This is a genomic window from Rhizobium ruizarguesonis (assembly GCF_017357285.1).
GTDB classification, from domain to species: domain Bacteria; phylum Pseudomonadota; class Alphaproteobacteria; order Rhizobiales; family Rhizobiaceae; genus Rhizobium; species Rhizobium ruizarguesonis.
The window spans coordinates 2,885,577-2,901,658 of record NZ_CP071678.1 but is presented as its reverse complement, the minus strand read 5'-3'; the positions used below and the strand labels follow the sequence as shown (position 1 = coordinate 2,901,658).

Annotated in this window: 19 protein-coding genes; 13 read left to right on the top strand and 6 right to left on the bottom strand. The window is 62.4% G+C overall.

Annotation, left to right across the window (positions count from 1 at the left end):
• Positions 1 to 77 precede the first annotated feature (77 nt).
• The 7 genes from J3P73_RS14370 to J3P73_RS14340 all read left to right on the top strand — a co-directional run bounded on the left by J3P73_RS14370 (position 78) and on the right by J3P73_RS14340 (position 6,545).
• Positions 78 to 356, top strand: a complete 279-nt coding sequence (locus tag J3P73_RS14370) for an acyl carrier protein (protein WP_003540486.1) — start codon at positions 78 to 80, stop codon at positions 354 to 356.
• 214 nt (positions 357 to 570) lie between these two features.
• The gene (locus tag J3P73_RS14365; RefSeq protein ID WP_003540474.1) at positions 571 to 1,053 is read left to right on the top strand and encodes a 3-hydroxyacyl-ACP dehydratase FabZ family protein; all 483 of its coding nucleotides are present in this window, start codon (positions 571 to 573) and stop codon (positions 1,051 to 1,053) included.
• Complete coding sequence (locus J3P73_RS14360; protein ID WP_130691952.1) at positions 1,050 to 2,255, top strand: beta-ketoacyl-ACP synthase; 1,206 nt, start codon at positions 1,050 to 1,052, stop codon at positions 2,253 to 2,255. Before J3P73_RS14365 ends, J3P73_RS14360 begins: the two co-directional genes overlap by 4 nt.
• A 12-nt stretch (positions 2,256 to 2,267) precedes the next feature.
• Positions 2,268 to 3,554, top strand: coding sequence for a beta-ketoacyl-ACP synthase (locus J3P73_RS14355; RefSeq protein ID WP_018074607.1), 1,287 nt, complete (start codon positions 2,268 to 2,270; stop codon positions 3,552 to 3,554).
• A 56-nt stretch (positions 3,555 to 3,610) separates the two neighbouring features.
• Positions 3,611 to 4,639: a zinc-binding dehydrogenase gene (locus tag J3P73_RS14350; RefSeq protein WP_018074608.1), complete on the top strand. Its 1,029-nt coding sequence runs from the start codon at positions 3,611 to 3,613 to the stop codon at positions 4,637 to 4,639.
• 4 nt (positions 4,640 to 4,643) lie between these two features.
• Positions 4,644 to 5,579, top strand: coding sequence for a lipid A biosynthesis lauroyl acyltransferase (locus J3P73_RS14345; RefSeq protein WP_130697732.1), 936 nt, complete (start codon positions 4,644 to 4,646; stop codon positions 5,577 to 5,579).
• A gap of 249 nt (positions 5,580 to 5,828) precedes the next feature.
• Positions 5,829 to 6,545 (top strand): PAS domain-containing protein, encoded by a 717-nt coding sequence (locus J3P73_RS14340; RefSeq protein ID WP_024322086.1) that lies wholly within the window; start codon positions 5,829 to 5,831, stop codon positions 6,543 to 6,545.
• Between the two features lie 55 nt (positions 6,546 to 6,600).
• Here the strand turns inward: J3P73_RS14340 and J3P73_RS14335 are convergent, their stop codons facing one another.
• The 3 genes from J3P73_RS14335 to J3P73_RS14325 form a co-directional block, all read right to left on the bottom strand.
• Positions 6,601 to 6,963 (bottom strand): VOC family protein, encoded by a 363-nt coding sequence (locus J3P73_RS14335; RefSeq protein ID WP_018074611.1) that lies wholly within the window; start codon positions 6,961 to 6,963, stop codon positions 6,601 to 6,603.
• Positions 6,964 to 7,362 (bottom strand): polyketide cyclase, encoded by a 399-nt coding sequence (locus J3P73_RS14330; RefSeq protein ID WP_024322085.1) that lies wholly within the window; start codon positions 7,360 to 7,362, stop codon positions 6,964 to 6,966. It abuts the gene before it with no gap.
• 68 nt (positions 7,363 to 7,430) lie between these two features.
• Positions 7,431 to 8,222: a helix-turn-helix domain-containing protein gene (locus J3P73_RS14325; protein WP_024322084.1), complete on the bottom strand. Its 792-nt coding sequence runs from the start codon at positions 8,220 to 8,222 to the stop codon at positions 7,431 to 7,433.
• Between the two features lie 210 nt (positions 8,223 to 8,432).
• Between J3P73_RS14325 and gndA the strand changes: the two genes are divergently transcribed.
• The 5 genes from gndA to J3P73_RS14300 all read left to right on the top strand — a co-directional run bounded on the left by gndA (position 8,433) and on the right by J3P73_RS14300 (position 12,583).
• Positions 8,433 to 9,884, top strand: a complete 1,452-nt coding sequence (gene gndA / locus J3P73_RS14320) for an NADP-dependent phosphogluconate dehydrogenase (RefSeq protein ID WP_024322083.1) — start codon at positions 8,433 to 8,435, stop codon at positions 9,882 to 9,884.
• 84 nt (positions 9,885 to 9,968) lie between these two features.
• Positions 9,969 to 10,727, top strand: a complete 759-nt coding sequence (locus J3P73_RS14315; RefSeq protein WP_024322082.1) for a carbon-nitrogen hydrolase family protein — start codon at positions 9,969 to 9,971, stop codon at positions 10,725 to 10,727.
• Positions 10,728 to 10,739: 12 nt separating this feature from the next.
• Positions 10,740 to 11,234, top strand: coding sequence for a GNAT family N-acetyltransferase (locus J3P73_RS14310; protein ID WP_024322081.1), 495 nt, complete (start codon positions 10,740 to 10,742; stop codon positions 11,232 to 11,234).
• 56 nt (positions 11,235 to 11,290) lie between these two features.
• Positions 11,291 to 11,800 carry a GNAT family N-acetyltransferase gene (locus J3P73_RS14305; protein WP_024322080.1) on the top strand — a complete coding sequence of 170 codons (510 nt, stop codon included), beginning with the start codon at positions 11,291 to 11,293 and terminating at the stop codon, positions 11,798 to 11,800.
• 165 nt (positions 11,801 to 11,965) lie between these two features.
• Positions 11,966 to 12,583 (top strand): class I SAM-dependent methyltransferase, encoded by a 618-nt coding sequence (locus tag J3P73_RS14300; protein WP_018074618.1) that lies wholly within the window; start codon positions 11,966 to 11,968, stop codon positions 12,581 to 12,583.
• Positions 12,584 to 12,627: 44 nt separating this feature from the next.
• Here the strand turns inward: J3P73_RS14300 and J3P73_RS14295 are convergent, their stop codons facing one another.
• The 3 genes from J3P73_RS14295 to J3P73_RS14285 are packed head-to-tail and all read right to left on the bottom strand — an operon-like array spanning position 12,628 to position 14,914.
• The gene (locus J3P73_RS14295) at positions 12,628 to 13,173 is read right to left on the bottom strand and encodes an AAA family ATPase (RefSeq protein ID WP_024322079.1); all 546 of its coding nucleotides are present in this window, start codon (positions 13,171 to 13,173) and stop codon (positions 12,628 to 12,630) included.
• Positions 13,174 to 13,188: 15 nt separating this feature from the next.
• Entirely contained in the window at positions 13,189 to 14,265 is a 1,077-nt protein-coding gene (locus J3P73_RS14290; protein ID WP_024322078.1) for a D-alanine--D-alanine ligase family protein, read from the bottom strand.
• A gap of 34 nt (positions 14,266 to 14,299) precedes the next feature.
• The gene (locus tag J3P73_RS14285; protein ID WP_075224913.1) at positions 14,300 to 14,914 is read right to left on the bottom strand and encodes a C39 family peptidase; all 615 of its coding nucleotides are present in this window, start codon (positions 14,912 to 14,914) and stop codon (positions 14,300 to 14,302) included.
• Positions 14,915 to 15,087: 173 nt separating this feature from the next.
• Here J3P73_RS14285 and J3P73_RS14280 point away from each other — a divergent pair, with 173 nt between their 5' ends.
• Complete coding sequence (locus J3P73_RS14280) at positions 15,088 to 15,996, top strand: LysR family transcriptional regulator (RefSeq protein WP_024322076.1); 909 nt, start codon at positions 15,088 to 15,090, stop codon at positions 15,994 to 15,996.
• Positions 15,997 to 16,082 lie beyond the last annotated feature (86 nt).

Below are 16,082 nucleotides of genomic sequence, written 5' to 3'. Positions count from 1 at the left end.
CCGGGACGAAAGCATTGGCTTTTGAAATGGATTTGCCTATGAGGGGGTTTAAATCGTCATTTCATGAGGTACAGCGCGTGACCGCTACATTCGATAAAGTTGCCGACATTATTGCAGAGACCAGCGAGATCGACCGCGCGACGATCACGCCGGAGAGCCATACGATCGACGACCTCGGTATCGACAGCCTTGATTTCCTCGACATCGTGTTTGCGATCGACAAGGAATTCGGCATCAAGATCCCGCTCGAAAAGTGGACGCAGGAAGTCAACGAAGGCAAGGTTTCCACCGAAGAATATTTCGTGCTGAAGAACCTCTGCGCCAAGATCGACGAGCTCAAAGCAGCCAAGGCCTGAGCGACATAACCGTCTTTTTTGAACGCCCTGCCGCCCTGAATATGGCGGCCGGGCGGATTCGTTCCTAACTAGTGCATGCCGCCCAAAAGTGTGCAGCGGTTTTGGGACGACGGCATGCATAAAAACAAAGACCTAAAGTGCTAAGCAGGTTCCATGCTGCGCGCTTTGGGCGTCACCGGCGGGCGGATCTGGCCTGTCGGGCCGGAGGATCCGAATGCTGCTGGAATATTTCCAGATGATTGACCGCGTCGAAGCGGTGGACCTGAAGAAGGGCACGCTTAAGGCGCGATCCGTCGTGCCGGCCAAGAGCCCCGTCTTCGAGGGTCATTTTCCCGGCATGCCGCTCGTTCCCGGCGTGCTCCTGATCGAGACCATGGCGCAGGCCTCCGGCATGCTGGTGCTTGCCGTCACCAATTTTGCCGCCATGCCCTTCCTGATGACGGTCGACGGCGCCAAGATGCGCACCTTCGTCGAACCGGAAGCCGTGCTCGACATCGAGGCGGTGCTCGAGCATGACGGTTCGGGTTTCGCGGTCACCAAGGCTAAGATCACCAGCGGCGGCAAGAAGGTCTGCGATGCGCAGCTGAAATTGCGCACCATGCCGTTTTCCGAGGTGCCGCTCGGCGATATCGTGAAGAAACGTGCCGGCGAGATCGGGCTTCTCGAAGCGATCGCGGCGCAGGGAGTGATTGGATGAGCAAGGCTGCAAACGACGTCGTCATCTCGGGCATCGGCATCGTCACCTGTCAAGGCGTCGGCAAGGATGCGCATATCGCGCTGCTTTCGGCCGCCAGCGCGCCGAAAGCGATCGTCGAGACCGAAAAGTTCAAGCCCTATCCGGTGCATCCGCTGCCCGAGATTGACTGGTCGCAGCAGATCGCCAAACGCGGCGACCAGCGCCAGATGGAGAACTGGCAGCGCATCGGCGTCTTCGCCGCCGGCCTTGCGCTCGACGATGCCGGCTTCAAGGACGATATCGAGGCTTGCGGTACGATGGACATGATCGTGGCGGCCGGCGGCGGCGAGCGCGACATCAATGTCGACACACTGATCGTCGACGAAGCGCTGAAGCGCAATGACCGCGAGCTGCTGCTCAACGAGAAGCTGACGACGGAGCTGAGGCCGACGCTGTTCCTCGCCCAGCTTTCCAACCTGCTCGCCGGCAATATCTCGATCGTGCACAAGGTCACCGGCTCGTCTCGCACTTTCATGGGCGAGGAAGCGGCCGGCATTTCTGCCGTCGAGACAGCCTTTTACCGCATCAAATCAGGCGAATCCTCGCATGCGCTTGTTGGCGGCGCCTTCGCGGCCGAGCGGCCTGACATGATCCTGCTCACCGAAGCGATCGGCGCCCATGCGCGCGGCGACTGGGTGCCGCTCTGGTCGCGCAAGCCGAGCGATGGCGGCGGCATGATCACCGGTTCGGCAGGCGCTTTCCTGGTGCTGGAATCGCGCAAGCATGCCGAAGCCCGCGGCGCTCATATCTATGCCGTCATCGACGCGGTCGAGGGCGACCGCGGCAACCGCAATTCCGGCAATCTCGAGGTTCGGCTGGAGCGGCTTCTGGGGCCGGCAGCCGGGCTTGCCGCTGAAAGCACGGCGATCTTTTCCGGATCAACCGGCATGCACGATCTGGCCGCCCGCGAGCGGGCGGTGCTCGAACATCAATTGCCCGACGTTGCGATCCGTGGCTTCGGCGGCGTTACCGGCCATACGATCGAGACGCAGTTCACGCTGGGTCTGGCGCTCGCAGCCCTTGCCGTCGACGGCAAGGCCAAGGTTCCGCCCTTCGATGCCGCCCATGAGGCGCCGATGCGGGCAGGCGCCACCGCCGCCGTTGTGACCACGGTCGGACACCAGCGCGGCGAGGGCGTTGCCGTTCTTTCCGCAGATGCGTGAGGAGTGAGAGAAATGACAGCTTCCGCTTATAAAGATCACCTCGGCCGTCCGATCGTGGCTGTTACCGGCATGGGCATCATCACCTCGCTCGGCCAGGGCCTCAGCGACAACTGGGCAGCGCTTTCGTCAGGCACGTCGGGCATCCACGAAATCAACCGCTTCCCGACCGAGGGCCTGTCGACGCGGATCGCCGGCACCGTCGATTTCATCGGCATTCCGGTGCCGAACGCCGTCGAGCGCTCCTATGCCTTTGCCCGCGAAACGACGATCGAGGCGCTCGCCGATGCCGGCCTGTCCGGCGATTTCAATGGCCCGCTATTCCTCGCCGCTCCGCCGATCGAGCCGGAATGGAGCGCGCGCTTCGAACTTGCCGACCGTTCGCCGGCCTCCGACCATCCGGGTGACGCCTACGAGCGCTTCCTGACGGCGCTGCGCCAGCGTCCGGACCCGGCCTTCCATGAAGCGGCGCTGTTCGGCGCGATTTCCGAGCGCCTTGCCGACCGGTTCGGCACGCGCGGCCTGCCCGTCACGCTGTCGACCGCCTGCGCCTCCGGCGTCACGGCGATCCAGCTCGGCATCGAGGCGATCCGCCAGGGCCGCACCGATCGCGCGCTGACCGTCGCGACCGACGGATCGCTAAGTGCCGAAGCTCTGATCCGCTTCTCGCTGCTATCAGCTCTTTCGACGCAGAACGATCCGCCGACCAAGGCTTCCAAGCCATTCAGCAAGGATCGTGACGGCTTCGTCATCGCCGAGGGCGCGGCGACCCTGGTGCTGGAATCGCTGGAATCAGCAGTTGCCCGCGGCGCCAAGGTGCTCGGCATCATGAAGGGCGCCGGCGACAAGGCCGACAGCTTCCACCGCACCCGGTCTTCGCCCGATGGTGGCCCGGCGATCGCGACGATCCGCGCGGCGCTTGCTGATGCCGGTATCGACGAGAGCGGCATCGGCTACATCAATGCGCACGGCACTTCGACGCCTGAGAACGACAAGATGGAATATGGGGCGATGTCGGCCGTCTTCGGCGATCGGATCGTCGGCATTCCGGTTTCGTCGAACAAGTCGATGATCGGCCACACGCTGACGGCGGCGGGCGCGGTCGAGGCGGTGTTCTCGCTGCAGACGATGTTGACCGGAACGCTGCCGCCGACCATCAACTACAACAACCCCGATCCGTCGATCGTTCTCGATGTCGTGCCGAACAAGAAGCGGGAAGCACAGGTTTCAGCCGTGCTTTCCAACTCCTTCGGCTTCGGCGGGCAGAATGCCAGCCTTGTCATGGCGCTCGAACCGGCTTAAGCGGTTCCCGACAATTTCAAGACAAGAAAAACGCCTTCCAGGCGAGGGATTTTGCCATGCGCGCTTTGCAACTGATCGACGACCGCAAGCTTGAGATCACCGATCTGCCGGAACCGGATGCCCCAGGTGCCGGCGAGGTGACGCTGCGCGTCAAGGCGGTGGCGCTCAACCATATCGACGTCTGGGGCTGGCGCGGCATGGCGTTCGCCAAGCGCAAGATGCCGCTCGTCATCGGCGCGGAAGCTTCCGGCGTCGTCGAAGCGATCGGACCGGGCGTGGCGAACGTGCTGCCCGGCCAGCTGGTGGCGATCTACGGCGCGCGCACCTGCGGTCTCTGCCGCCCCTGTCGCGAAGGCCGCGATAATCTCTGCGAACATGTCTCCGGCGTGCACGGCTTCCATCTCGATGGCTTCGCGCAGGAAAAGGTCAACCTGCCGGCGCGCCTGCTGGTGCCCGCCCCTCCCGGCGTCGATGCGATTGGCGCGGCGCTTGCTCCGGTCACTTTCGGCACCGTCGAGCACATGCTGTTCGACAATGCCAAGCTCGAGCCGGGTGAAACGATCCTCGTCCATGCCGGCGGCTCCGGCATCGGCACGGCGGCGATCCAGCTTGCCAAGAAGATCGGCTGCACCGTCATCACCACGGTTGGTTCGGACGACAAGATCGAGAAAGCTAAGGCGCTCGGCGCCGATCACGTCATCAACTACCGCACCGACCGTTTCGAGGGCGTGGTGCGCAAGCTCACCAAGAAGAAGGGCGTCGACGTCGTCTTCGAACATGTCGGCAAGGACACCTGGGCGGGCTCGATGCTCTGCATGAAGCGCGGCGGGCGCCTCGTCACCTGCGGCTCGACCTCGGGTGTTTCCACAGAGATGAACCTGATGATGCTGTTCCAGCAGCAGCTGAAGCTCTTCGGCTCCTTCGGCTGTCGTATGGAGAACATGGCGGATGCGATGCAGAAGATGGGCCGCGGGCTCGTCCATCCGGTCATCGATACCGAGGTCAGCTTCAGCGATATCGACCGGGCGCTGGAGCGGATGGAATCGCGCCAGATCTTCGGCAAGATCATCCTGAAGATGGATTGACCGCGTGAAACTGTTCATCACCCGGATCGTTCTAGCGCTCAGGAATTTCCAGCAATGGCTGGTGGCGCAGGTGATGTTCGGCTTCCTGAATTTCCTGAAGCTGTTTCCGGCCGATGGCGCGATCCGCTTCGCCGACAGGATGATGCGCCGCCTCGGCCGGCTGACCAGCCGCCACAGACTGATGCTGACCAATCTGCGCAATGCCTTCCCTGAGAAGAGCGAGGCCGAGATCGAGGAGATCGCGCTCGCCAGCTGGGGTAATATGGGCCGGCTTGCGGCCGAATACGTCTTCCTCGACCAACTGTTCGACTATGATCCCGAAAAGTCGGAGCCGGGCAGGGTGGAGGTGTCGGGCGTCCCGATCTTCCTCGACCTGCGCGACAATCCGCGCCCCTTCATCGTCTTTACCGGCCATACCGCCAATTTCGAGCTGCTGCCGGTGGCGGGTGCCGCCTTCGGGCTCACCGTCACCGTGCTCTTCCGGCCGCCGAATAATCCTTATGTCGCCAAGAAGGTGTTCGACTTCCGGAGCGCCCGCATGGGCAAGCTGGTGCCCTCGCATGCCGGCTCCTCCTTCGCGCTCGCCCGTCAGCTCGAAGCAGGACAAGGCGTGGGCGTGCTCGTCGATCAGAAATTCCGCAAGGGGCTGAAGGGCACCTTCTTCGGACGCGAGGTCAAGACCAATCCTCTGGTGCCGAAGCTGGTGCGGCAGTTCGACTGCGAGGTTTATCCGGCGCGCTGCATCCGTCTGCCCGGAAATCGCTACCGGCTGGAAATCGAGCCGCGGCTGGATATGCCACGCGACGCCGCGGGTAATCTCGACCTGCCGGCCGCCGCCCAGTTGCTCAACGACAAGGTGGAAAGTTGGGTGCGGGAATATCCGGAACAGTGGCTCTGGTATCACGACCGCTGGCAGATCAAGCAGACGCTCGCGCCTTAGAACAGGATGATTTCAGGCCGGCATGATGCCGAAAACCGCTCACACTTTCGGCATCATGCTCCAAAAACGTCCACCCTCATTTATCAGCGGTGAAAAGCGGCAGGTGCTCTCGGATTGAAACTGAGGGCACTTCATGTTATCCGTCACCACCAAGACGCGAATAATGTCTACCGGAAGGCGCATTTTTTGGGAAATGCAGCCATGTGAGGTTTCGGACTCGTCTCTTGGGACAATGGGAGTGGAGGCGTCTTGCTGGAGCTTTTTCGAGCTTTTTCCTTGCGTTGCGTGCAAATCGAGGAAGCCATACGCTTGGGCGACGACCAGCGCGTCACGGCGCTCGACCGCCATGTCGAGCCGCTGGTCGAGGCAATCCTCGCCTGCCGGGCAGTCAATCTGCTCGAAGTTTACATGCAACTGCAGTTTGTGAGCCATCTGATCAGCCAGGATGCCGACGACAGCGCCAGCGTCACGGAGCACACGTCGGTGCTTTCCTACCTGCTCGACCGCTATTTCGGGGCGCATGGGCCGGACTGGCGCGTGCCTTCGCCGCAGGATGTGCGCATCGAGCCGCCGCCGGCCTATGTGCCTGATACCGACAATGGCCAGTTCCTCAACGCGGTGATCCTCGAAAGCCTGCCGGATCGCGTGGCGGTGCTGACCAGGGACTATCGCTACCTCTATTCCAATCCAGCCAACAGCGCCCATCTCAACAGGAAGCCGATGGAGCTTATCGGCCGCCACCTTTCCGAATTCATCGGCGAGGAGCGGTTTGCCGAATGCGCCAAGCATAAGCTCGACGCCTGTTTTGCCGGCGAACAGATCGACTATTCCTATGAGCGCTCGGCCGACAGCGGCGGATCGCGGCAGGTGCGCTGTCGCATGTCGCCGCTGCGCGATGCGGGCGGTACGGTGATCGGCGCCCTGCTCGTCATGGAAGATCTCGATCGGCTGTCGCAGGCTGCCTGATCCCGGTCGGCAGCCTTAGGCAGCCTGACCAACTCGGCTGCCTTGGGTCGTCTGGCTAAGCGGCCGCCCAGACGGCGAGCTCGTAACCGTCGCGGTCGAGGAAGTGGAAGCGACGGCCGCCGGGAAAATCGGTGATCGGCCGACAGATCGTGCCGCCGGCTCTTTCGACTGAGGTCAGCACTTCTTCCAGGTCTCTGGCATAGACGACGACCAGCGGGCCGCCGCCCGGACGCACCGGTCCGAAATCGGTAAAGCCGCCCTTCAGCCGGCCATCGTCGAATTCGCAATAATTGGGGCCGTAATCGGTGAAGCGCCAGCCGAAGGCCGAGCCGTAAAAGGCTTTGGCGGCGGCGATGTCGGCGACGTTGAATTCGACATAATCGATACGGCGATCGTGGTTTTCTGTCTTCTCGGCCATCTATCTCTCCATCAGGGCTTTCAGCATGGCAAGATCCTTCTCGACATGGGCGGCATCGGCGGAAAACTGCGCGTCGGTCATGCCGGGCAGACGCAGCAGCGTGAACATGACCTCGCAGCCATCGCCGTTCGGCACGATGCGCAGGGCATTATAGACCCTGAGGCCGGATTCGATCGTCACTGTATGATCGATCACGCCGAATTCATTGGTAGGTACGAAGCTCACCTTGACGCTGCCAAGAGCGCCGTGGGCGATCCAGTCGGCGCCGTGCGGTTCGAGGCCGGTCGCAAGGCCGGAAGCCCAGAGCGGCATGTTCTCCGGTTTGCCGGCGAAGTCATAGACGTCGCGCCAGTCGCGCCCGATCGACAGGTGGATGATTTTCGCGGGCATTGTCGTCATCGGCTGCAGGTCCCTGTCATGGTTTCGTCAGAATAACAGACCGGCCGGCAGCGTCTTGAACAAAACGGTCAGTCGGCTCTTTGCCGCATGCTGAGCTGGTCAAGAATGACCGCGGGCGTCAGCGTCGAGAGCTCGCCGACCTCGCGCGTCATGTGGGGCTGATCGGCAAAGCCCGCTTCGAGCGCAAGGCGGGCAAGCGGCATCGTGTCCGACCTGCGGCAGAGGTCGAGGAAACGCTGGAACCGGCGGATCCGTTCCAGCGTCTTTGCGCCATAGCCGAAATGGTGGTGGCAGCGGCGGCGCAGCTGCCTTTCGCTCATGCCGAGCCTGTCGAGCAGGCCGGGTGCCGGGCGACGGCTGTCGGCGGCGGCGAAGATCACGGCAGCCTCTCGGGCGGGCTCTTCCTCATCGCGCGCGGCCTCTTCGAGCAGGCGGCCAAACAGCGCCGTGGCGGCTGAGGGGTCGGGGCAATCCGCAAGCCGCGCCTCGAATTCGGCAGTGTCCTTCCGGCCGAAGTCAGCGAGGGGCACCGAGCAGCCGACCAGTGCCGAGAGCGGCGTCTCCAGCCAGGGTGCTGCGGCGCCAGGCGCAAAACGTGCGCCGATCACTGTCGCACCCGGCTGGATGACGGGAAAGGCCGCCGCCCTGTCGGGGCCGGCGACGACCAGCCGGCCGTCGATCCAGAGGAGATCGCAATAGCCGTCCGGCACGATCGCCACCATCGCCAGCGGCCCGTCATGGAGCGCGTGCGACCAGAGGCGGCTGAAATGGTGTCGCAGCGTCGGTGGCGGTGCATATTCGCGGTAGCGGCCGGCGCGGGCCGCCAGGAGAGCCGTATCTTTTCGTCTTCCCGATGCCAATGCGATATCTCCCGGGGCACTGATGATAACATGAGATAGGGCAATACGGGCAGGATGCTCGAAAAACTTGCGGCTTCGGATTAAGCGGCAGCCTGTGGGTTGTCGGACAAGCGGCGATATTGCAAGCTTCATTTCATTGGCTTTTGCGAACCGATTAGACCCTTGCGAGACTTGCCGTTTGACCGAGACAGTGCCACAACACCGGTCCAAATGACACATCGGAGGTTTGTCGTGGAAAAGGCAGAAATCGGACTGATCGGCCTTGCGGTCATGGGCTCCAACCTGGCGCTCAACATCGCGGAGAAAGGCAATAAAATCGCGGTGTTCAACCGCACGCCGGAGAAAACCGACGAATTCTACGAAAGCGCCGGCGATCTGAAGAAGCAGATTGTTCCCTGCAAGACGATCGAAGAGTTCGTCGATGCGATCCGGCCGCCGCGTCCGATCATCATCATGATCAAGGCGGGCGAGCCCGTCGACCAGCAGATGGAGCTGCTGCGCCCGCATCTCTCCAAGGGCGACATCATGATCGATGCCGGCAACGCCAATTTCCGCGACACCGTCGCCCGCTTCGACCGGCTGAAGAATACCGATCTGACCTTCATCGGCATGGGTGTTTCCGGCGGCGAAGAAGGTGCGCGCCATGGCCCGTCGATCATGGTCGGCGGCACCGAAGAGTCCTGGAAGCGCGTCGAGAAGGTGCTGACATCGATTGCCGCCCGCTACAATGACGAGCCCTGCGTCGCCTGGCTCGGCAATGACGGTGCCGGCCATTTCGTCAAGACCATCCATAACGGCATCGAATATGCCGACATGCAGATGATCGCCGAAATCTACGGCATCCTGCGCGACGGCCTCGGCAAGAGCGCCTCCGAAATCTCCGGCATCTTCGGCGAATGGAACAAGGGCCGGCTGAACTCCTACCTGATCGAAATCTCCGAGAAGGTGCTTGCGGCCACCGATCCGGTTTCCGGCGGGCCGATGGTCGACATGATCCTCGACAAGGCCGGCCAGAAGGGCACCGGCAAGTGGTCGGCGATCGAGGCGCAGAACATGGGTATTCCGGCAACGGCGATCGAAGCCGCAGTCGCCGCCCGCAGCCTCTCTTCGATGAAGTCGCAGCGCGAAGCCGCCGAAAAGATCTTCGGCACGCAGGCTGTGTCCTTCCCGATCGCATACGGCCCCGAGCTGAACAAGGATCTCGAACTGGCGCTGTTTGCCGCGAAGATCGGCGCCTATGCGCAGGGCTTCGCGGTGATGGCGGAAGCATCGCGCGAGTTCAACTGGTCGCTGCCGATGCCGACGATTGCCAGGATCTGGCGTGCCGGCTGCATCATTCGCTCGCAGTTCCTCGACGAGATCACCTCGGCCTTCACCAAGGCGCCCGATGCTGCCAACCTGATCGTCACGCCTGCCTTCTCCGACATGGTCAAGGAATCGATCCCGGCGCTGCGCCGTGTCGTCGGTGCCGCGATTGCCGCCGGCCTGCCGGTGCCGGCGCTGACCTCGGCGCTGACCTATTTCGACGCCTATCGCCAGGGCAGGGGAACGGCAAACCTCATCCAGGCACAGCGCGATTTCTTCGGCGCCCATGGCTTCGACCGCCTGGACGGCAAGGATTTCCACCACGGCCCCTGGGGCAGCGGTGCCTCGACTTTCTGAGGTTCAGCCCGATTTTCAAGGAGAGGCCCGGCCACCGCGCCGGGCCTTTTGATGAAAGGCCGAGGCTGAAACCCGGAGATCACGGTGAATAGCATTCGGATAGCCGCCGCGCAGACGCCGGAGTTTCGGGAGAATGTCGAGGCGGCACTGGATTATGCCTGCGGCATCGCCGCTCGTGCCGAGGCTGAGGGTGTTGCCCTGCTGGTCTTTCCCGAAGGTTTTCTCCAGGGCTACCTGACCGATGAAGCATCGGCGCGGCGCGTTGCCCTCGATCTGGCATCGGCCGAGTTCGCGGCGGTCCTCGACCGGTTGCCGAAGTCGGGACTGGTGCTGGTCATAGGGCTGATCGAGATCGATGACGGGCGATTGTTCAACACTGCCGTCGTCGTCGAGCGCGGCGTTCTCCTCGGCCGCTACCGGAAGGCCCACCTGCTGCGCGGCGAACGGGCTTTCGAGGCAGGAAAGGACAGCCCGCTCTTTGCGATCGGTGCCCTGCATTTCGGGATCAACATCTGCTACGACACCAATTTTCCGGAAGCGGCCGCAAAGGTCGCCGCGTCTGGCGCGTCGCTGATCCTATGCCTGTCCAACAACATGATGCCACGGGAAAAGGCGGAAATATTCAAGCAGCTGCATAATGCCGTTCGCGCTGAAAGATGCCGCGAGACAGGCCTGTGGCTGATATCGTCCGACGTAACGGGTGAGCGCGACGGGCGCATCGCCTGGGGGCCGACGGCGGTGCTGAACCCGGAAGGGCAGGTCGTGGCGCAGCTGCCGCTGGAGGAACCCGGCTTGCTGGTCTTCGACTTTCCTTGCATAGAACCTTTGAGCTATCGCGATTGAGGATTGATAGAGATGCTTATCCGAGACGAAACGCCGGAGGATATCGACGCGATCCATGATCTGACCTCGACCGCCTTCAAGCCGATGCCCTACAGCGACGGTACGGAAGCGGAGATTGTCCGAAGGCTTCGCGCGGCGGGCGATCTCAAGATATCGCTAGTGGCCGAGCAGGGCGGCGAGATTCTCGGGCATGTGGCGTTTTCGCCGGTGACGATCAACGGCATGCATGAAGGCTGGTTCGGATTGGGTCCGATATCGGTCAAGCCGGAGAGACAGCGGCAAGGGATCGGCAAGGTGCTGATCACAAGGGGTCTGGAACTGCTGAAGGGGATGGGCGCCAGCGGATGCGCCCTGATCGGCAATCCCGAGATCTACAGCCGTGTCGGTTTCAGCAGCGACGGACAATTGACGTACCTCGACCTCGATACGCGGCTCGTGCAGAGAATTGTCTTTCGCGGATCTCCGCCAAGCGGGACGTTGCAATTCGCCCCGGCATTTGAAAGCTAGAATATTCCGTTCAACGGCCGAAACTCCAAACCCAACTTGACAGAGAAGGCAACGACATGTCCGAAGCGGGCGCGATGACCATTCGAACCGAGCGTCTTAGGCTTCGCATGCCAGAGATCGACGATTTCGCTGCCTATGCGCAGATCATGGCGTCGCCGCGATCCGTCGGAATGGGTGGCCCGTTCGATCTGCGTGCGGCATGGGGGATGTTCTGTCACGACGTCGCCCTGTGGCAGCTTTTCGGGCATGGAGCGCTGATGATCGAGCTTGGCGAAACCGGCGAATGCGTCGGCCAGGTGGGGATCAATCACGGGCCGCTTTTTCCGGAAAAGGAACTGGGCTGGTTCGTCTACGAGGGATACGAGGGCAGAGGCTATGCGACCGAAGCGGCGTTCGGGCTACGCAACTGGGCCTTCGCGACGCTCAAGTTGCCGTCGCTCGTCAGCTATATCGCTCCCGGCAATGTCGCATCTGCTGCCGTTGCGGAACGGCTGGGCGCGCGTCTTGATCCCATAGCACCCCGAATGGATCCTGCCGATCTCGTTTACCGGCACCTCGCTTCCTGAAACGCGGAACATGGTCTTGGGCGCATTGCGATTGGTTGCAGACGTCTCAGTCCCTACATGTTGATCAGCTACTACATACTTGAAAGCGCTACAGCGTCCTTTGCGCGTCTGAAAAGACGCTCGGCGCTGTAGGATATCGGGCTCGGCAAGAGATGGGGATATCGGATGACAGGCGAGAAGCGGGAACACTGGGACGAGGTCTACCGCACGAAATCTGCCGACAGCGTCAGCTGGTATCAGCCGACGCCCGAGCCTTCCTTGCGGGCGCTTGACGAGCTGCAACTGCCGGCCATGGCCTCGCTGATCGATGTGGGCGGCGGCGCATCGAGCCTTGTCGATCGTCTTGTCGAGCGCGGGTGGTCCGACCTCACCGTCCTCGATATCGCCGCGCCGGCGCTCGAGGTCGCCAAGGCGCGGCTGCGGGATGAAGCCGCCCGGATCGCCTGGGTGGTTGCCGACGTCACTTCATGGCAGCCCGACCGCCATTACGATGTGTGGCACGACCGCGCCGTTTTTCACTTCCTCACCGAACCCGAGCAGCGGCTGGCCTATCGTCGAGCACTCGAAACCGGCACGGCGCCGGGCAGCGTCGTCATCATCGCGACCTTCGCGCCGGACGGGCCGGAACGGTGCAGCGGCTTGCCGGTCCAGCGTTACGACGCGGTGGCGCTTACGACCGAGTTCTCGTCCACCTTCGCGCTTCAGCGTGACTGGCGGGAGGAACACACGACACCCGGCGGTGGCCGGCAGTCGTTCCAGTGGTGCGTTTTTCGCAGGCGCTGAGCCCTTTTTGTGAAGGCGGCCGAGAGACACCCTGGCGATCTCGTCTACTGCTGCCTCGTTTCCCGAAGGAGGTAGTCGAGGATGAAATCCGCCCGGTCGGTGACCGCGATTTTCGGCAGCATGACGATGTCGTAGCCGAGCGTGGGATAGACGGCGGCAAGTCGATCATATTCGGCGACCGCCTCGTCGAAGCCATGGCGCCGCTCGGGGTCGGTCGTGTAGATTTCGGGCCACGGCGGCGTGAGAAAAACCCTCGGGTGATAGCGGTGGGCGGCGCTCAATTTTTCCAGGACCGGTTCTCCAGTCAGGTGCTGCAGCGCTGCCGCCGCATCGATCAGCCCGCGATCGAAGAACGTCCAGCCGGTCTGCTCACGCGCCGTCGTGTAGTCAGCCATCGCCATCTCGATTGCGCGGCGGGCAAAGGCCGCCATGTCGACCCAGGGCAGGGCTGCGCCGTCGCCTTCGAGTTCCTGTTTGACGATCCGTCGGCCGGGCTCTTCGACGATGGCATGACCGCGAGCGGCAAGTTCCGCAAGAAGCTTCGATTTTCCGCCGCCGGAACATCCCGAAATCAAGACCAGCCTGTTCATGATCAAGCTCCCGTCTCAGTCGGCCCGTCGGGCGCGCGCCAGGCCGTGGTCCACTAGGCGGTCGATGATTTCGGCGTAGGTGACGCCGCTTGCCGCCATCGCCTTGGAATACATGCTGATATCGGTGAAGCCGGGGATGGTGTTGATTTCATTGACGAGGAACCGCATGTCATCCGTCAGGAAGAAGTCGATGCGGGCCATGCCATCGCAGCCGACGGCTCTGAAGGCTTTTGCGGCCACGTCGCGCATGGCGGTCTCGATCTCCTGCGGCAGTTCGGCCGGCACTTTCAGCGCCGCACCTTTCTCGTCGATATATTTGGCATCGTAGCTATAGAAGCCGTGACTTTCGGCCGGCACGATCTCGCCCGGCCGGGAGACGAAGAGTTCTCCTGCCGTATCTTCCAAGACGCTGAATTCGATCTCACGGCCGCGCACGAATTCCTCGGCGAGCAGCGTGCGATCGTGGCGGAAGGCCTCAGTAAGGGCGGGCGCGAATTCCTGGCTGGCATGGACCTTGGCAACGCCTACCGACGATCCCTGGCGCGCCGGCTTGATGAAGAGCGGCAGGCCGAGCTCGCCTTCCAAGGCTGCCAGCGAAGGGACGGCACCCTCATGGATCGTCACCGCACGCGCCACTGGCAGGCCCGCTGCCCTCAGCAGGCGCTTGGCGATGTCCTTGTCGAGCGCTGCGGCGGAGCCGAGGATGCCGCAACCGGCGAGTGGAACGCGGGCCACCTCCGCCGCGCCTTGCACTGATCCGTCCTCGCCATGCTGGCCGTGGAGGACAGGAAACAGGATGTCGACCTTTGGTAGGTCATGCGGCGCGCCATGGGCCGGAATTGCCAGTATCCGGCCCCGTCCGCCCGGCACGAGGCAGATTTCCGTGCCTGATGAAGGCGTCGCCAGCATGCCGTCCTCGAAGCTGCTCAGCAGCCACCGTCCCTCGCGGGTGTTGAAAACAGGAACGGCGTCGTATTTTTCGGGCTTGAGCGCGCCCATGACATTGGTTGCCGAGAGCACGGAAACTTCATGCTCGGCCGAGCGGCCGCCGAAAAGCACGGCAATGCGCAGCCTGTTTGGGGATGGGGTCATGAAAGCCTCCGAAACGATCTGGTGTTGAAAAGGGTCAGGCGTCGACCGATATGCCGCGATTGGCGAAGAAACGGTCGAAGATGGCGAGCGGCAGTGTCACATCGGCCTGGCTCGCTTCGTCATGACCGGACGGGTTGTGAAAGCGAATCGTCTCCTGCGAGGCTGACGTCACCAGCACCAGGTGTCCGCCTTTCGAGAGCGGCTCGCGCTCCGGCCAGCGGATGCCCGAGTTCACCGAGGCGATGAAGAACCGGCGCTTCGACAGAAGGTCGGGAATAGCTGGCGTCTTGACGCCGGTCATCGTCTCCGCGCTAAGTCCGAAACGCTCGGCGGCGAAGCGGACGAAGGGCGCGTAAATCAGCCCTTTGATCGATGCATCGATCTCGTTGACGACATAACCGCCATAGGCGGTGCAGGCGCGGGCAAGCTCGAGGGTCGGGTGGATTTCACCGCGGGCGGCAAGGATCATCTTCAGGCAGGCCATGCCGCAGACATTGACCGCCCAGCGTGCATATTCCTCGATTGTTGCGGCCCCAGAATGGCGCCAGAGCGGATCGCTGAGCAAGGCCTGCGATCCCTCGGCAAGCACCGGCAGCGTCATGCCCGGTGATTCCCATTGGCTGAAATAGGGCACGCCGCTCTGCTGCATCCTGTCGATATCCCCGTGACTCGTCTCTTGAGATGGCGGGCAATCTTGGCTTTTTTCGAACCGATGCACGCTGACGATCCGACGGTAGGGGGCGTTTTTCCGTAGGTCTACTTAATTAAAATAAGGATATAGATTAGAAATTATGGCCGATTGATCAGCCGAGGGAGCCAAGTTTGGATTTTTTCAGATTACGGACGCTTCGCGAGCTTTCGCGCCGCGAGACAATGGCGGCGGTGGCCGATGCTATCGGCATTTCGTCGTCGGCGGTTTCTCAGCAAATCGCCCAGTTGGAGGACGAAATCGGCATTGCGCTCGTCGAGCGACGCGGGCGAGGGGTGACGCTGACACCGGCCGGCCAACGGCTCGTTGTGCATGCCGATCGGATATTCAGCATTGTCGAGGAAGCCAAGACCGATATTGCCGAGCTGCAGAATATCGTCGCCGGTGACCTGAGGATCGCCACCCAACCGTCCGCGGCGTCCTCCTTCATTCCGGCCGCGATGCGCGAGCTCGCGATCCACCATCCGCATCTCAACATCGTCATGACGACGATGGGACCTGCCGAAGGCGTGGCGGCACTCCGGGCCTGGCAGGCCGATATCGTCATTGCCGACGACATATCGTTCAATCCGTATACGCTGGAGGGCACGGCCGACACGCTGTTCCTCTGCCGCGACCAGCTCTTCGTGCTTCTGCCCGCTGGCCACAGGCTGGAGAGCGAGCCCATCATCGAACTCGCACAGCTGAGGGATGAACATTGGGCGCTCGACGTCGCCTCTAGCGCCTATTCCATGGCCATCCGCCAGGCCTGCCGCGACATCGGTTTCGAGCCTGTCATCAACGGCTTCAGTGACAGCTTCGAAGTGGTGTTCGCACTTGTCGAAGCCGGTTGCTCGATTTCGGTGATGCCCGGACTGGCGCTTCGAGATTTTGGCGAAGGCCTGACCGTCAAGCCGCTGGCGTCATCCACCTACCGGAGCATCTACGCGATTACCCGGCGCGGCGAGGTGCGTAACCCGAAGGTCGCGGCGGTGCTCGAACAACTGGTAAAGAGCGCGCCGCGGGATTTGAACAGATCCTGATTTCGCGCGAATGCACTCTTGGCAGAAGCGATCATATCGGGCACTCTTGGTTCATGGTTATGGCAACTCAAGCAGCAGACGCTCGC

Coding starts and splice junctions, on each gene's coding strand:
- J3P73_RS14310 (WP_024322081.1), top strand. CDS start 10,740: ATGCTTATCCGAGACGAAACGCCGGAGGATATCGACGCGATCCATGAT.
- gndA (WP_024322083.1), top strand. CDS start 8,433: ATGACACATCGGAGGTTTGTCGTGGAAAAGGCAGAAATCGGACTGATC.
- J3P73_RS14335 (WP_018074611.1), bottom strand. CDS start 6,963: ATGGCCGAGAAGACAGAAAACCACGATCGCCGTATCGATTATGTCGAA.
- J3P73_RS14290 (WP_024322078.1), bottom strand. CDS start 14,265: ATGACCCCATCCCCAAACAGGCTGCGCATTGCCGTGCTTTTCGGCGGC.
- J3P73_RS14285 (WP_075224913.1), bottom strand. CDS start 14,914: ATGCAGCAGAGCGGCGTGCCCTATTTCAGCCAATGGGAATCACCGGGC.
- J3P73_RS14305 (WP_024322080.1), top strand. CDS start 11,291: ATGTCCGAAGCGGGCGCGATGACCATTCGAACCGAGCGTCTTAGGCTT.
- J3P73_RS14300 (WP_018074618.1), top strand. CDS start 11,966: ATGACAGGCGAGAAGCGGGAACACTGGGACGAGGTCTACCGCACGAAA.
- J3P73_RS14330 (WP_024322085.1), bottom strand. CDS start 7,362: ATGACGACAATGCCCGCGAAAATCATCCACCTGTCGATCGGGCGCGAC.
- J3P73_RS14350 (WP_018074608.1), top strand. CDS start 3,611: ATGCGCGCTTTGCAACTGATCGACGACCGCAAGCTTGAGATCACCGAT.
- J3P73_RS14365 (WP_003540474.1), top strand. CDS start 571: ATGCTGCTGGAATATTTCCAGATGATTGACCGCGTCGAAGCGGTGGAC.
- J3P73_RS14355 (WP_018074607.1), top strand. CDS start 2,268: ATGACAGCTTCCGCTTATAAAGATCACCTCGGCCGTCCGATCGTGGCT.
- J3P73_RS14295 (WP_024322079.1), bottom strand. CDS start 13,173: ATGAACAGGCTGGTCTTGATTTCGGGATGTTCCGGCGGCGGAAAATCG.
- J3P73_RS14360 (WP_130691952.1), top strand. CDS start 1,050: ATGAGCAAGGCTGCAAACGACGTCGTCATCTCGGGCATCGGCATCGTC.